11 protein-coding genes are annotated in these 15,222 nt (G+C 48.6%); 6 read left to right on the top strand and 5 right to left on the bottom strand.

Annotated elements, in window-relative coordinates:
* Nucleotides 1–121: 121 nt before the first annotated feature.
* The 4 genes from ggt (at nucleotide 122) to BMZ54_RS13370 (ending at nucleotide 4,254) form a co-directional block, all read left to right on the top strand.
* Nucleotides 122–1,825, top strand: a complete 1,704-nt coding sequence (ggt, locus tag BMZ54_RS13355; RefSeq protein WP_089912115.1) for a gamma-glutamyltransferase — start codon at nucleotides 122–124, stop codon at nucleotides 1,823–1,825.
* 133 nt (nucleotides 1,826–1,958) lie between these two features.
* Nucleotides 1,959–2,489, top strand: a complete 531-nt coding sequence (locus tag BMZ54_RS13360) for a DUF1572 family protein (RefSeq protein ID WP_089912118.1) — start codon at nucleotides 1,959–1,961, stop codon at nucleotides 2,487–2,489.
* 6 nt (nucleotides 2,490–2,495) lie between these two features.
* Nucleotides 2,496–2,918, top strand: a complete 423-nt coding sequence (locus tag BMZ54_RS13365) for a hypothetical protein (protein ID WP_089912120.1) — start codon at nucleotides 2,496–2,498, stop codon at nucleotides 2,916–2,918.
* 259 nt (nucleotides 2,919–3,177) lie between these two features.
* Nucleotides 3,178–4,254, top strand: coding sequence for a pyridoxal phosphate-dependent aminotransferase family protein (locus BMZ54_RS13370; RefSeq protein ID WP_089912123.1), 1,077 nt, complete (start codon nucleotides 3,178–3,180; stop codon nucleotides 4,252–4,254).
* 251 nt (nucleotides 4,255–4,505) lie between these two features.
* Here BMZ54_RS13370 and BMZ54_RS13375 read toward each other — a convergent pair whose 3' ends face one another.
* Nucleotides 4,506–4,940, bottom strand: coding sequence for a hypothetical protein (locus BMZ54_RS13375; RefSeq protein ID WP_089912126.1), 435 nt, complete (start codon nucleotides 4,938–4,940; stop codon nucleotides 4,506–4,508).
* A 146-nt stretch (nucleotides 4,941–5,086) separates the two neighbouring features.
* Here BMZ54_RS13375 and BMZ54_RS13380 point away from each other — a divergent pair, with 146 nt between their 5' ends.
* Nucleotides 5,087–5,956 (top strand): TraB/GumN family protein, encoded by an 870-nt coding sequence (locus tag BMZ54_RS13380; protein ID WP_089912129.1) that lies wholly within the window; start codon nucleotides 5,087–5,089, stop codon nucleotides 5,954–5,956.
* A 238-nt stretch (nucleotides 5,957–6,194) separates the two neighbouring features.
* Here the strand turns inward: BMZ54_RS13380 and BMZ54_RS13385 are convergent, their stop codons facing one another.
* Nucleotides 6,195–7,259 carry an isoaspartyl peptidase/L-asparaginase family protein gene (locus BMZ54_RS13385; protein WP_089912132.1) on the bottom strand — a complete coding sequence of 355 codons (1,065 nt, stop codon included), beginning with the start codon at nucleotides 7,257–7,259 and terminating at the stop codon, nucleotides 6,195–6,197.
* 89 nt (nucleotides 7,260–7,348) lie between these two features.
* Between BMZ54_RS13385 and BMZ54_RS13390 the strand changes: the two genes are divergently transcribed.
* Nucleotides 7,349–12,181 (top strand): translocation/assembly module TamB domain-containing protein, encoded by a 4,833-nt coding sequence (locus BMZ54_RS13390; RefSeq protein ID WP_162277531.1) that lies wholly within the window; start codon nucleotides 7,349–7,351, stop codon nucleotides 12,179–12,181.
* Between the two features lie 183 nt (nucleotides 12,182–12,364).
* Here the strand turns inward: BMZ54_RS13390 and BMZ54_RS13395 are convergent, their stop codons facing one another.
* The 3 genes from BMZ54_RS13395 to BMZ54_RS13400 all read right to left on the bottom strand — a co-directional run bounded on the left by BMZ54_RS13395 (nucleotide 12,365) and on the right by BMZ54_RS13400 (nucleotide 14,816).
* Nucleotides 12,365–13,576 (bottom strand): bifunctional 3,4-dihydroxy-2-butanone-4-phosphate synthase/GTP cyclohydrolase II, encoded by a 1,212-nt coding sequence (locus BMZ54_RS13395; RefSeq protein WP_089912138.1) that lies wholly within the window; start codon nucleotides 13,574–13,576, stop codon nucleotides 12,365–12,367.
* Nucleotides 13,577–13,621: 45 nt separating this feature from the next.
* Nucleotides 13,622–13,774 carry a hypothetical protein gene (locus tag BMZ54_RS32940; RefSeq protein ID WP_156093015.1) on the bottom strand — a complete coding sequence of 51 codons (153 nt, stop codon included), beginning with the start codon at nucleotides 13,772–13,774 and terminating at the stop codon, nucleotides 13,622–13,624.
* A 136-nt stretch (nucleotides 13,775–13,910) separates the two neighbouring features.
* On the bottom strand, nucleotides 13,911–14,816 hold the full coding sequence (locus tag BMZ54_RS13400) for a hypothetical protein (protein WP_089912141.1): 906 nt from the start codon (nucleotides 14,814–14,816) through the stop codon (nucleotides 13,911–13,913).
* Nucleotides 14,817–15,222 lie beyond the last annotated feature (406 nt).

A 15,222-nucleotide genomic window follows, 5' to 3' on the forward strand; every position in this document is an offset into this window, starting at 1 on the left:
GGAACAGGCAGTTCCTCATGATAAGATGCTTTCATTTAAACATGATGCGCGCTGTATGCACCACTACTTGCTACTAACTACTGTAAGTAGTACCTTAGTTCTATAAAATCAAAGCTTTGCCATGCGTTTATTGTTATTACCACTCCTGTTACTATCCGTTGCCGCATGCACCTCTGCACAGTCGCCCACTAAGATCGATCCGTATCATTACAGCATACAAAAACAGGTAGTGGCGGCGCATGGCGCCGTGGTATCCGCACACCCGCTGGCCAGCCAGGCCGGTGCGCTGATATTGCAGCAGGGCGGCAATGCGGTAGATGCAGCTATTGCTACCCAGCTGGCGCTGGCCGTGGTGTACCCTGCTGCAGGCAACCTGGGCGGCGGCGGTTTCCTGGTGGCACATTTAAGCAATGGAAAGAATGTTACTATTGACTACCGTGAAAAAGCGCCGGCCAAAGCGCAACGCGATATGTATCTGGATGCCAGTGGCGCAGCCAACACACAGCTTAGCCAGGATGGTCATTTGGCGGCCGGTGTGCCCGGTTCAGTGGCTGGCCTTTTTGCATCTCTGCGTTATGCCAAACTGCCTATGACCAAATTGATAGCGCCTGCTATTATGCTGGCAGAAAAAGGATTTGTAATAACGGCGTTAGAAGCCCGTAAACTGAATAAATACGCAGCTGATTTCCGTAAGCTGAACACCCGCCCCAACACCTTTGAAAAGGATACGCCCTGGCAGGCCGGCGATACGCTGGTACAGCATGACCTGGCCCAGACCCTGAAAAGGATTCGCGATAAAGGGCAAGCCGGCTTTTATGAAGGGCCTACCGCCAAATTGATCACAGACGAAATGCAGCGCGGCCATGGCCTGATAACACTTGCCGACCTGAAAGCTTATAAAGCCCGGGAAAGAACACCCATGGTTTTTAACTATAAAGGTTATACGATCTTAACCATGCCGCTGCCATCCAGCGGTGGTGTAGGATTACAGCAGATGATGGGCATGGTGGAAAATTACCCGCTCGCTGCCTGGGGTTTTCATTCACCACAGGCTGTTCAACTGATGATAGAAGTAGAGCGCCGCGCTTATGCCGACCGGGCGCAGTTCCTGGGCGATCCTGATTTTGTAAAAGTACCTGTACAACAGCTTACGTCTAAAAAATACCTGCAGGAAAGGATGAAAGATTATGATCCGCACAAAGCCGGTAGCAGCGAAATCGTAAAAGCCGGCAATGTAGCGGCAGAGAGCATGGAAACCACCCACCTCTCCGTTATGGATGACCAGGGCAATGCCGTAGCGGTAACCACTACCTTAAATGGCAACTATGGCAGTAAAGTAGTAACCGGCGGCGCCGGCTTTTTTTTGAATAATGAAATGGATGATTTCAGTGTAAAACCAGGTGTACCGAATATGTACGGACTGCTAGGCACGGAAGCCAATGCCATAGCGCCGGGTAAACGCATGCTCAGCGCCATGACACCTACGATCGTATTAAAGAATAACAAACCTTATGTGGTAACAGGTACGCCGGGCGGATCTACCATTATTACATCTGTGTTTCAAACGCTGATGAATATACTGGAATTTAACCTGCCTGCTGACCGGGTGGTGTTTGAAAGTAAATTCCATCACCAGTGGCTGCCGGACCAGGTGGATGTGGAGCCGGACTTCCCTGCAGATGTGGTCTCCTCCCTGGAGCAGATGGGTTATAAAGTTGTGCGTGGCGATGTTATTGGCCGCACAGAGTTAATCAGGGTAAATGAAAAGGGCCTGCTGGAAGCAGTGGGTGATAAGCGGGGAGATGATAGTGCAGAAGGATATTAGATGTGCAGATGGCTTGGAATGTGCTAATGTACTGATATGCTAATGTGCTGGTGAGATTGATGATGTGATGCAGTACAAAAATGAAGTACCCAATTCGTAATTTGTAATTAAATAATTCGTAATTGATAATTTTATGTCATTCGCTAATATTTATCTGGATAGCGTAAAGAAACGCTTCATCACTCACCGCCTGCTGGGTGAGAAAACGCTGGAACGGCTAAACGAAGCTCAGCTGAACTGGCAGCCGGATGATGGCTCCAACAGCATTTACCTGATCATTAAACACATAAGCGGTAACATGCTTTCCCGCTGGACCGATTTCCTGACCAGCGACGGCGAAAAGCCCTGGCGCAACCGGGATGCAGAATTTGAGAACAGCCAGGCATCCAAAGCAACCATATTGGAGCTATGGAACAAAGGCTGGGATTGTATGATGGGCGCCCTGGACAGCCTGCAGGAGGCCGACCTGGAAAAAACGGTGTACATCCGCACGGAACCGCATGCTGTAGTGGATGCCATTAACCGGCAGCTGGCACATATCCCGTATCATGTGGGACAGATCGTGTATATTGGCAAAATGTTGCTGCAGGAGCATTGGGAAAGCCTGTCTATTCCCAAAGGGAAGTCGGATGATTTTAACAAACATATGTCGGAGCGTAAATAAAATGTTATGATAAAAAGAAGCTGTTACCTGTTATTATTCCTATTCCTTACCACGCTGGCCTGCAACAGCAACAAGGCCAACCGCCTGCTGCTGCATAAAAAGTGGCGGGTATATGATGTGCAGGTACCTGCCGGCGATCCGTATGACAATACACAGATCACACAGGCTACTGATCTTAAAAGAGGCTACTACAGCAACGTATATTACCAGTTCCTGGATAATAATGTATTTATTGCCACTATTGATAATAAACCGGATTCGGGTAAATATTCGCTGCTCAGCAACGGCAGCATTATCAGTGTAACAGCCAGCAATGGCCTGCGCAGTGCGGAAAACCTGGTTACCATTGTACACCTGGATGATCAGCTTTTTGATATGAAGGTAAAATCCGGGGAGTATTATTTTGTGTTGAGGACGAAAGCAGAGTAGGATCCGGATTCAATTACGAATTAGTCAATTACGAATTACGAATTGAGTTGTTCGTGAAGGATATAGATCTAATCATGAATTAGTCAAATACGGATACGAATCGAATAATTACGAATTGGATAACTACTAGAATATAAGCAGATAGGAATTATTTATTAAATCATAAATTAATTCTCAATGATAAATTACTGAATTACGAATTAGATCACCACGAAGAGCTACATTCGTAATTCGTAATTAAATAATTCGTAATTAACTCATGTTCCCCCTTCATACCGATACCACACCTGGCAGAACCGCAATCATTGATGGCAAAAGTCATCTTTTCTTCTCCGGCTTTTCTTACCTGGGCGCGCATGCAAAAACGGCTTTCCGGGAAGTATTTGAAGCTGGCCTCGACCTGTTTGGGCCGGTATTTATTTCCTCTCGGGTTGCCAATATACGCTTAAGTATATACGAAGAGCTGGAGCATGCCCTGGCGGTATTGTTCCGGCAGCAGGCAGCTGCTGCTTTCTCATCCGGGTACCTGGCTGCGCAGGCGGCCATTCATTATGCACAAACCAAAGGAGAAGTATTATATGCGCCCGGCACACATCCGGCGCTGCGCCTGTATAATGCTGTATTGCCGGCAATGGCCCACGAACAATGGGTTCAGCAAACCATTACACTCATCAACAGCAAACCAGATCATACATTTGTAATTGCCGCAGATGGGGTGAATCCCTTAACCAGCACTATTCATGACTTCAGCTGGCTATCGGCCATTGAGCGTAAAGTGATGGTGGTAATTGATGATTCACATGGCGCCGGTATACTGGGGCCGGAAGGGGAAGGCATTGTACATACTTTGCCCCTGCATCCGCCGGTGCGGTACCTGATCACGGCTTCCCTTGCAAAGGCTTACAGTGTAGAAGGCGGGCTGGTGGCAGGGCATGCGGCCGATATTTCCGCCATGAAAAAACTACCCTTTTTTACCGGCAGCACACCCATTATGCCAGCCAACGCTTACGCCTTTTTGCAAAGTAAACCCCTGTACGCTGCAGGGCGTAATAAACTGCAGCTTAACATCCACTATCTACAACAGCAGGTTGCCAAAAGCACGCTTGTACACAACCCTTTCCATTTGCCCGTTTTCCTGTTACAGCCGGCGCCTCATCACCCCTATATTGATCAATACCTGCTGGAACACGATATCATTATTTCCTCTTTTGCGTATCCTAATCCTGACAGCCCTGCTATTCACCGGGTGGTGGTTTCTGCGTTGCATGAAGCATTTGATCTGGAAAGACTTGGCGGGTTAATTACGAATTATTCAATTACGAATTACGAATTATAATGCAGCGAATATTTACAATTACTGTCCGTTATTACTTTCTGTTGATCCTTTAAGCCATTCTATAAAAGGAACCATTGCTATACGGAACCTTTATTCCAAATTCTTTTTTGCCTACCATCTTTTTTGCCTACCATCTTTTTTGACCAATGTATTAGTAATGCTATATCTTCAAAATCTTTGCTACTGCACTTACACGCACTACTACCCCATTGCACAACCCAATTCGTAATTCGTAATTGAATAATTCGTAATTATTCCTTGTCTTTCGCTATTGCTGCTTCTTCATTATCTATGCGCTCGCCGTTATGGTTCATAAGGCGCATGTCGTTCCTTTCTACTGCCAGGTATTCACGGATATGATCTTCATTTGCTTTCAGCAGGGCCTGATCCCAGGCTATTCGTTTGTCGAGGCGGTTGGCTTTTGCGATCTTGCCGTTTGCTTCCGCGCGCTGCTGCCTGGCTTCTATCGTCATGATATCGTCCTCTAAGCTTGTTTTCACCTGTACCAGGTCATAGATCGCCTGCTGCTGATCTGCAATATTTGACTGCAGATCATCATTCTGTTGCTTCTGCTGCTGGATCTCCATTTTATTCAATGCAATATCGTCTGCGTTACCGTTGCCTGCACTCGCAAAAGCACCGGTTGTCATCATGGCTGTTATAGCCATTAAGCTCATCCCGTTCATAAAATCTGATTTGTGGGTCACTTAAAAAAGTTATCGGGTATAAGACGGACGTTTATTTTTTGCGTTTAATACAAAAGTGTATTTTAAGCTCTTCTTAAGTTGTGTTAAAGGAATGCAAATGCCTTATCTTTCCGTAAATTTTGTACATGCGTAAATGGATCACGCTGCTGTTATGCCTGCCCTGGCTGCAGCCACAGGCGCAGCCGGCCCCTGATAAGCCCAGCTCTTCCCTGCTCTGGAAGATCTCTGGCAAAGGCATGATGCAGCCATCTTTCCTGTATGGCACCATGCACCTGCTTTGTGAAAAGGATTTTAGTTTCCCGGCCAGCGTTACCACCGCATTACAGGCCAGCCAGCAGCTGTACCTGGAAATTAATATGGACGATTCCCTGATGCTGCAGCAAATGCAGCAGCTGCTGCTAATGCCCGAAGGATACTCCCTGAAAAAGTTGTTTAAACCTGCCGATTATCAAAAATTAAATGATTACTGTAAAAAGGAAGTGGGATTGGATATGGCGATGTTTGACCGCATGAAACCCATGGCCTTAACCTCTTTGCTGACCATTAAACTGTTCCTGTTCTGCAACGAGCCTTTTTCTGTTGAGAACGAACTGCTGAAAATAGCCAGGGAACAGCAAAAAAGTATTGCCGGGCTGGAAACCCTGCAGGACCAGGTAGCGGTATTTGACAGCATACCTGATAAGGATGAAGCTGCCATGTTAGTGGAAATGCTGGATCATGTTGCTGAAGAACGCGCGCAGTTCGACACCATGCTAAATGCCTATAAGAAACAGGACATTCAACAGCTGTATACTCTTACACAATCGTCTAAAGACATTGGCCCTTTCCAGGATATTTTGCTGGATCAACGGAATGCAAGGTGGATCCCCATCATCACACAGCAGATACAGGCTACTCCCAGCTTTTTTGCTTTTGGTGCGGGGCATTTGGGTGGGCCTAATGGAGTGATTGCGTTACTGAGAAAGGAAGGGTATAATGTAGAGGCGGTGAGATAGTTGGCAGTTAGCAGTTGGCAGTCCGCTGAAGTATTACGCACAATATTAGTAGTGCGTTAGTGTAGTGGGCAGTTTTGGAAGTAGCTATTAGGTGGTAATGCGCACATTAGTCAATTGCATTTATTGTAAGCTATTCAGTTAATATTTTTTGAGCCGGATAAGCGGGTTATGAGCAAAAAAACGTAGCCCTGCCCCAGACTGCCAACTGCCAACTAACGACTGCAAACTGCCAACTTTTTTACTCTTTATAGATCGCTACTTCAATTCTCCCATCCTCCGTTACACTGCCGCGGTACATGCCAGCCGTATTAAAAGGCATAGCAATGTTCCCGTTCTTATCAATAGCTATTAATCCGCCATCGCCGCCCAGGGCAGGCACTTTGTTCATAATAAGCTCGTTGGCGGCCTGCTGCACGGTTTCATTCCTATACTCCATCAGGTCACTAACGGTTTTGGCTACACATAAACGGATGAAGAACTCGCCCCAGCCCGTGCAGGAAATAGCGCAGGTGGCATTATTGGCATAGGTACCGGCGCCAATGACAGGTGCATCACCTACACGGCCATACTTTTTGTTGGTCATGCCGCCGGTGGAGGTAGCTGCGGCCAGGTTACCCTGCTTATCCAGCGCTACTGCGCCTACGGTACCAAACTTATTATCTTTATTTTCTATGCCTAAGCGGGAGGTTTTGCGTGTGGTATCGGCATCATGGTCCAGCTGCGTTTTATTTTCATCTGCCGCCTTTACTTTCTGCAGAGCTTTCCAGCGTTCTTCCGTATAAAAGTAAGAGGGGTCTACGATCTCAAGCCCGGCCTCTTTGGCAAACTTTTCCGCCCCCGGTCCGGTGAGCATTACATGCTGCGACTTTTCCATTACGGCCCTTGCAGCGGTAATAGGATTGCGGATCACGGTTACGCCGGCTACAGAACCGGCGGCCAGTGTTTTGCCATTCATAATAGCGGCATCCATTTCATTTTTTCCTTCATGGGTGAACACCGCGCCTTTTCCGGCATTAAAGAGAGGCGAATCTTCCATTACGCGTATGGCCGCTTCCACAGCATCCAGGCTGCTGCCGCCTTTTTGCAGAATGGTATAGCCGCTGCGCAAAGCCAGCTCCAGGGCCGTTTTATAGGCCTGCTCCTTTTCCGGCGTCATTTGCGACTTCAGAATGGTGCCGGCGCCGCCGTGTATCACCATTACATATTTAGGTTTGGCCGTAACTGTGTCATTAACAGGCAGCGTGCCTGCGGAATGTATACCGGTGGTCATAAGCAAAGCAGTAGCAAGAAAGGTGGAAAGCATGGCTGGAAATTATTGAAGATTGTCCATTAAATCTACAATCATAAATCTAAAATCTAAAATCCGGTTCGGTCTGGCTGAAAATGGTATTTTTGCCGGATAAATGCAGATCGCTGAAAAAAGTACGTAAAATATTAACGATTGTCCTGCTATCACTGCTGGGCATTATTATATTGATAGGCATATTGGTGAACATTCCTGCGGTGCAGCGTTGGCTGGTGCAGGAAACGGCCCGGCGGCTATCAGAACAGCTGCATACAAAAGTGGAGGTGAAAGGGGTGAGCCTGCGGCTGTTTAACAGTGCGCGCCTGGAAGGCACTTATATTGAAGACCGCCATCACGATACCCTGCTGTATGCCGGCGCCATGCAGGTGCGCATTACCGACTGGTTCTTTTTCCAGGAAAAACCCGTGCTGAAGTTCATAGGCCTGGAAAACGCCCAGGTGAACCTGGTGCGCCACCGCAATGATTCGGCCTGGAACTATCAGTTTATTGTAGATGCCTTCTCATCCGGCCCGGATACCAGCACCACGCCCAAAAGCAGCGGCGGGGTGGCCCTGGACCTGCGCCGCATAGACCTGCGTAACATACGCATTAACCAGATAGATGCATGGGTGGGTGAAGATATGCGCATAGCAGCCAAACAGATCTACCTGGATGCCCAGAACCTGGACCTGCAAAAACATAATATAGATATCCAGCAGCTGCTGCTGGATCAACCTTCGTTTATTATTAGCCGTTACCCCGCCTCTCCCCTGCGGCATAAAAAGAGCAAAAGCACCAATTCGTCCTTACCGGCTATAGACAGCACCGGGCAGCTGCGCTGGAACAGCAGTAACTGGAAGCTGCTGGTAAGGGAACTGGCGGTACGCAACGGGGTGTTTGGACTGGAGGACCTGGAAGATACCAGGCCCCTGGGTGCCGGGGCCTTTGATCCGGACCACATCCGCTTTGCGGATATAAACCTGACCCTGCTGAACACCAGCCTTATAAAAGACAGTATTATCGGCGACCTGACCCTGCGCACGAAAGAACGCAGCGGGTTTGAAGTAAAAAAGCTGACAGCGCGTTTTAAAATGTCGCCGGTGGAAATGGAGTTCTCCCAAATGGACCTCATTACCAACCGCAGCCACCTGCGCAACTATTACACCATGCAGTACTCTGATCTTGGCGACATGAGTGATTACGTGGACCTGGTGTTTATGAAAGCGCGTTTTGTGAACAGCACCTTATCTTCTGACGATATTGCCTACTTTGCCCCGCCCCTTGCCAGCTGGAAAAGGGAAATATCCCTGAATGGCGTGGTAGAAGGCCCGGTGAGCAACCTGGATGCAGACAGCGTAAGCCTGCAGGCCGGCAACACCACCCGCCTGAAAGGGCATTTTAAAATGCGCGGCCTGCCGGAGATCAACGAAACCTTTATCGACTTCCAGGCATCGGACCTGGTAACTACCGGTGAGGATGTACAGCGCATTTTCCCTACTATTAAAGATGTGCCGCAGCTGCATATAGACCGCCTTTCCAACATTGCCTTCCAGGGTAGCTTTACCGGTTTTGTGAATGACTTTGTGGCCTACGGTAAATTTCAGACCAACCTGGGGAATGTAAGCTCGGATCTGAACTTTAAGACCAGCAGCGATGTACCGGTGTACTCCGGTAGCCTTACCACCAATAATTTTAACCTGGGCTCCCTGCTGGATGTGCCGCAGCTTTCCACTATTTCCCTCAGCGCAAAAGTGAACGGCGCAGGCTTTAATATAAGAACACTGAAGGCTAACCTGGATGCGGATGTGCAGGCAATAGCCCTCTACGATTATACCTATACGAATATTAAGACCCAGGGCGAAATGAACCGCAAGTTCTTTAACGGCTCCCTGACAGTAAAGGATCCTAACCTGGATATGGACTTTGCCGGTACCATTGACTTTAATGACTCTGTACCAGTGTTCAAATTCAACTCAGAGATCCGCAAAAGCAATCTGAAAGCGCTGCGCCTTACACCGGACTCCATTACCCTGCAAACCAAGCTGGATCTGAATTTTGCCGGTGACAACATTGATAACTTTGATGGTACCGCACGTATATACGACGTATCCCTGTACAAGAACCAGAGCCGAGTGGATTTTGATTCCCTCAACATCAGCACCCATATGGAAAACAATGCCAAGGTGCTGGGCATTGTGGGCAGCGAGATAACCGGCTATGTAAAAGGCACCTATAGTTTTGTGGAGCTGCCGGATGCCTTCCGTCTGTTCCTGAATAAGTATTATCCCAGCTTCTTTTCTTCCCCACCTACAGCTAATATTAAAGAGGATTTTACGTTTGCCTTCCAGTTTGGACAGGTGGATAAGCTGATACATGCCTTTACAAAAGATATTTCCGGGTTTGACCAGGCCCGGATAAGCGGTGGCTTAAATACCATGCAGGGCAGCATTTCCCTGAATGCCTTTGTGCCGCAGGCCGCCTACCAGGGCTACAGTGTGCAGGATCTGCAAGTAAAAGGCAACGGCAATTTTAATAAGATCAATGTAAGCACCAGCATTGGCAAGGTGTACTCCGGTAGCCGTGTATGGCTGCAAAACCCGCTGATACTGGCCAGCTCAGGCCACGATACTTCTTTTATAAAGATGGATGTGCAGGCCAGCCAGGACTCCACCAACATGGATGGTTTTTATGCCCGGGTAGTTACTGTGAATGATGGGGTAAAGATCAACTTCCTGAACAGCTCCTTTACAGTAAATGAGCGGCAGTGGAATGTTACAGCCGGGAATGAAATTTATTGGAGCAAGCATTTCCTTACCGTTAACAACCTGCGCATTACCCGCAATGATCAAAGCGTTACGGTAGAAACCAATGAGTTTAACCCAGATGAATCGCGCTTTATGATCACGCTTAAAAACCTGAACCTGGCCGATGCTATTCCCGCACAGCTGCTGCCCATGCCGGTTGAGGGGCAGGCCAATGGTGTGATCAACATATCTGACCCTACGCGCAACCTGGATATTGATGCAGACATTACGGCCAGCAACTTAAAGCTGAACAATGATTCACTGGGCCTGGTGACCATCAGGGGCGGTTACCGGCAGCAAACCGGCGAATCCAACGTTGAGATAGAATCCAAAAATGCAGGCCGCAACTTTACCATAAAAGGCATTGCCGGCCTTACCAAAGAAAATAACCAGCTTAGCGGCACTGTAGACCTGAACGGCACTTCCATTGACCCGCTGAACCAATACCTGGGCGATTATGTGGACCGCCTTTCCGGCCTGGCCACCGGCAAGCTTACTATTAGCGGCACTACGGATCAGCCATCTGTAAAAGGCAAAGTGCAGCTGGATAGTGTAGGCATCCGTGTATTATACCTGGGTACCTATTATAAAATACCGCGGCTGAATATTAATGTGGATGATAACCTGATAGAGTTCGGCAACTTTAGTATTGTTGATAAGTACAATAACCGGGCAAGCGCCAGCGGTTATATTTCCCACGATCATTTCTCCAAGCTGAATTTTGACTTTGACGTTACCGGCCGCAAGTTCATGTTCATGAACACTACCGGGGCAGACAGCGACCTGTTTTACGGGGATGTGATCGCAGACGGTAAAGTATATTTCTCCGGCCCGCTGAATGATATGCAGCTGCACATACTGGCCCGCCCGGTGAAAGGCACGCACTTTTACCTGCCGATGTCTGACACAAAGGATATTGGTAAATACGACTACATTACCTTTAAGACCTACGGCACAGAAATGGAGCAGCCTAAAAAGAAAAAGAAGGATAATGTGAACCTGAACATACGCCTGGATATTGCCGCCAACCCGGATGCACAGATAGATGTGATCCTGGATGCCACTACCGGCGATGTGATCTCCGCCAACGGTAACGGGAACCTGCAGATCAATGTGAATACCGATGGCGACTTCTCCATGTTCGGGGATTACGAGATCAACAACGGATCTTACAACTTTACCTTTCAGCGCCTTACCAGCTGGAAATTTGATATTACCAAGAACAGCACCATTACCTGGAATGGCGATCCGCGGGAAGCCCGCATGAACATTACCGCCAAATACAGCGTACCCAAAGTAAGCTTATATAACCTGGTAGGCCAGTATAACGCCAACGCCTCTGCGGCCATTAGCAGCGATAAGCTGGCTACCCGCCAGGAAAGGGTGGATGTAGTGATAAACCTGCGCGGTGAAATGATGAAACCGGATATTGCCTACGAGATACAGCTGCCGGATGTAGGCTCGCTTTCCTATGAAAGCGGCGTGGCTGCACGTATACGGGAAATTAACCAGGACCAGAACAAGGCGCTGCTGCAGGTGTATGGCCTGCTGCTGTTTAACCAGTTCATACCAGATGATAATGCGGCTACCGGCAGCGCAGGCATAGTGGGTAAGAACAGTGTGGGCCAGGCTTTATCGGCCCAGGCATCTGCCATCCTGAATAATATTACCGGCGTTATCCTGAAGAACAGCGGTATTGGCGTGAATGTGAATTACCGGGCCTATAACATAGGCAACCAGGATAATACCAACATGGACCGTAACCAGCTAAGCGCTGGTATCACCAGTAACCTGTTCAATAATCGTGTACGCTTATACGTTGGTGGTGATTACGACTGGGGAAGAACGGCTACCAGCGCAACCTCCAACCGCTTTGCCGGTGACTTCCGGGTTGAATACCTGCTGACCCAGGACGGCCGTATCCGTATCAATGCCTTTAGTAAAACAGATTATGACGTATATAACCTGGTGAACCGTAATAAGGCCGGTTTGGGTATTTCCTATGTACGTGAGTACAACCGGCTACGGGAGCTGTTTGAAAGCAGGCGCCCCTCCCGGCGCTTACTGGATTCTATGAGGCGCACGGAAGCGTTGAAGCCGGAGGATACGCTGAAAAGGAAAACGGGGGAAGAGTAATTATCAATTACGAATTAATCAATTACGAATTACGAATGGAATGCAGCAGATGATTGAGTTTGTTGGTTGATTAGTATCGAAGATAATAAGGCATTAAACTATTAAAAAGAACATAAATGAAAAGGCCTGCACATATGTGCAGGCCTTTTTTTATGTAGTACTCAATTCGTAATTCGTAATTGATTAATTCGTAATTCTCCCAAGAATTTCGTGTCCCAACTTATCCCGCTTGGTTTGCAGGTAAAACTCGTTGTGCGGGTTGGGATGGATCTCGATGGGTACATTCTCAACGATCTCCAGTCCATAACCTTTCAGGCCGGCGCGCTTGCGGGGGTTGTTGGTCATGAGACGGATCTTGCTGATGTTCAGGTGGCGCAGGATCTGCGCGCCAATACCATAATCACGTTCATCCATATTAAAGCCCAGCTCCAGGTTGGCTTCCACGGTGTCGCGGCCTTCTTCCTGCAGCTTGTAGGCTTTTAGTTTATTCAGCAGGCCAATACCACGGCCTTCCTGGTTCATATATAATATAAGGCCTTTGCCTTCTTTTTCTACCATGGTCATGGCAGCGTGCAGCTGCTCACCACAGTCGCAGCGCAGGGAGTGCAGGATATCGCCGGTAAAACAGGAGGAGTGTACGCGCAGCAGCACGGGCTCGCCGTTTTCCCAATCTCCTTTTTTCAGGGCCATGTGCATATCGCCGGAGTTCAGCTGCTTAAAAGCTATCAGCTCAAAGTTGCCGTATTTGGTGGGCATTTGCACACGTACTTCTTCTTCTATCAAAGTTTCTGTACGCAGGCGGTAAGCGATAAGGTCTTTTATGGAGATGAGCTTCAGGTCAAACTTAGTGGCTATCTCGCGCAGCTGCGGCAGACGGGCCATAGAGCCATCTTCGTTCATGATCTCTACCAGCACGCCGGCGGGTTCAAAACCAGCTAAACGGGCCAGGTCAATGGTGGCTTCTGTGTGGCCGGCGCGGCGCAGCACTCCGCCTTTTTTGGCTTTCAGCGGGAAAATGTGTCCGGGTTTGCCCAGGTATTCGGGGCGGGTATTGGGATCAATGAGCGCCTGTACGGTCTTGGCCCTGTCGTGGGCAGAGATGCCGGTGGTACAGCCATGTCCTAACAGGTCTACACTTACGGTAAAGGGAGTTTGGTGCAGGGCGGTATTGTCACGCACCATCATTTCCAGGCCCAGCTCCTCGCAGCGCTCCTCTACCAGGGGCGCGCATATAAGGCCGCGGCCATGTATGCTCATGAAGTTGATGATCTCAGGTGTTACGTTGTGAGCGGCCGTCACAAAATCGCCTTCGTTTTCACGGTCTTCATCATCCACTACTATGACCAGCTTTCCTTTTTTAATGTCGTCCAGGGCTGCTTCAATTGTGTCTAGCATATATAAAGATCAGTCAGTTGAAATAATGGGCAAAGTTAGCACAAATTAGGTTGCTATGGGCAGGTAAGGTACCGGGAGGTAAGTGCCTCCCTGCACGTATGAATTGCGGATCCTTATTCCTAAGATGTTGATCCAGGTACAGTTAAAGAAAAACCAGGTGCAGGGGCCCCTGGTTGATGGCATAGTTGTGATTGTCATGAAAAAGCAAAATTAAAATGCGGAACGCTTAACGCGAAACGCTTAACGCTTAATGCGCAGCGCGAAACGCAGCACGTTTGCGCTACTGCTATTTATACGCAGGAAAGGGGGAATAAGTTGCCTGGGGATGGGGAGGCTACGAGGGACTTTCGTGGAAGCCATGAGGTTGCGGTGCGTGGACCAGTGTTTTACGGCCCGGGGCCGCGGCAACGGCCTCCGGCACACGTGGCTTTTTGCGGGTAATGGCTACCGGCTGTTTACCCGGCAAGGCTGCCGGGGGGCGTGACGAGGGCCGCTTTTCCAGCGCCGGTTTGAGCTTTTTCTCCGGCAGCAATACTTCTATTATACAGGACAGCATCCCTGTTTTTTCTGCAGAGGAATAGATCTGACCATTTGCTTCTTCTTTAATAAAACGCAGCTGCAGCACCACTACGGTGGTAAGCCTCTGATCCGGGGGCGATTGCAGCAGGGGTAAAACACCGCTGTGGGAAGCATCCAGCGCTACGCAATCCGTTACGGTAGCCACTTTGCGGCAGGCGCCGGTGGTGGCATCCATAGCCAGGGCAGCTACCTGCACCTGCACATGGGAGGCATAACGGGGGCATTTTAACCGCTGTACCCAATGCTCGGGCAAAAGGATCCGCAGCTGCCCCTTTTCCCGGGTGCAGCTAACCTGGATGTTAGGGACTGCTTTATTATTAAACCGGAAATTCTTCAGGGCCTCCTTTAAAGCAAGGGGCGTAATAACCCGCTGGCCTCTCGGATGCGGATCGGACCGCAGGGCGCTGTACATCGTTTTATTCAGGCGGTTCACCATACCGCTATCCTGTGGTATGGGCCACAGGCCGATGAGCGCCTGGCGGAATAATTTCCCTGCCTTGCTGGCCTGGCCAAACTCGCCGGCGCTTTGCTTACTGGCAGTGGTCATGCTGCCGGGTTTGTAGGCAGGCATGCTGCGGCAGCAGGTTTTATTACCGCGGCGGTAAAAGATCAGGTCTCCTACCCTGCCCTCCAGCTTCATAGGACCTTTTAAGATAGCCATAGGATGAGCTTTTCCTTAATTAACAACGGGTATTTCACTTTGTTCACACGGAGACTACATTAATAATAATAGAGAAACAGGTGGACTTGACGTGGACTTGATCCGGGAGTGAGGCGGGGTTGAGGTGGCATTTTTATTGAAAAAATGAGCGGAAAACGGGCTTATAAAAGCTGATCTCTATACCGAAAATCAGGCTTATGAGCCCGGGCACTGCAAAAACACCGCCACTTTTCCACATTTTTTACATATTAAAAACAAATAGATTTGAAGAATGTTAATTTCTGTGAACAGTCCTTGAATAAATAGAAACGTACAGGCATAGAATTAAATAACCTCCAAGCAGCCTGTAGCGCCTAATAAAAACCATCACACCTTAACAATTTGTTAATTTACCGTTAAAATTTTA

This window comes from Chitinophaga rupis, from assembly GCF_900109685.1.
Classification (GTDB): domain Bacteria; phylum Bacteroidota; class Bacteroidia; order Chitinophagales; family Chitinophagaceae; genus Chitinophaga; species Chitinophaga rupis.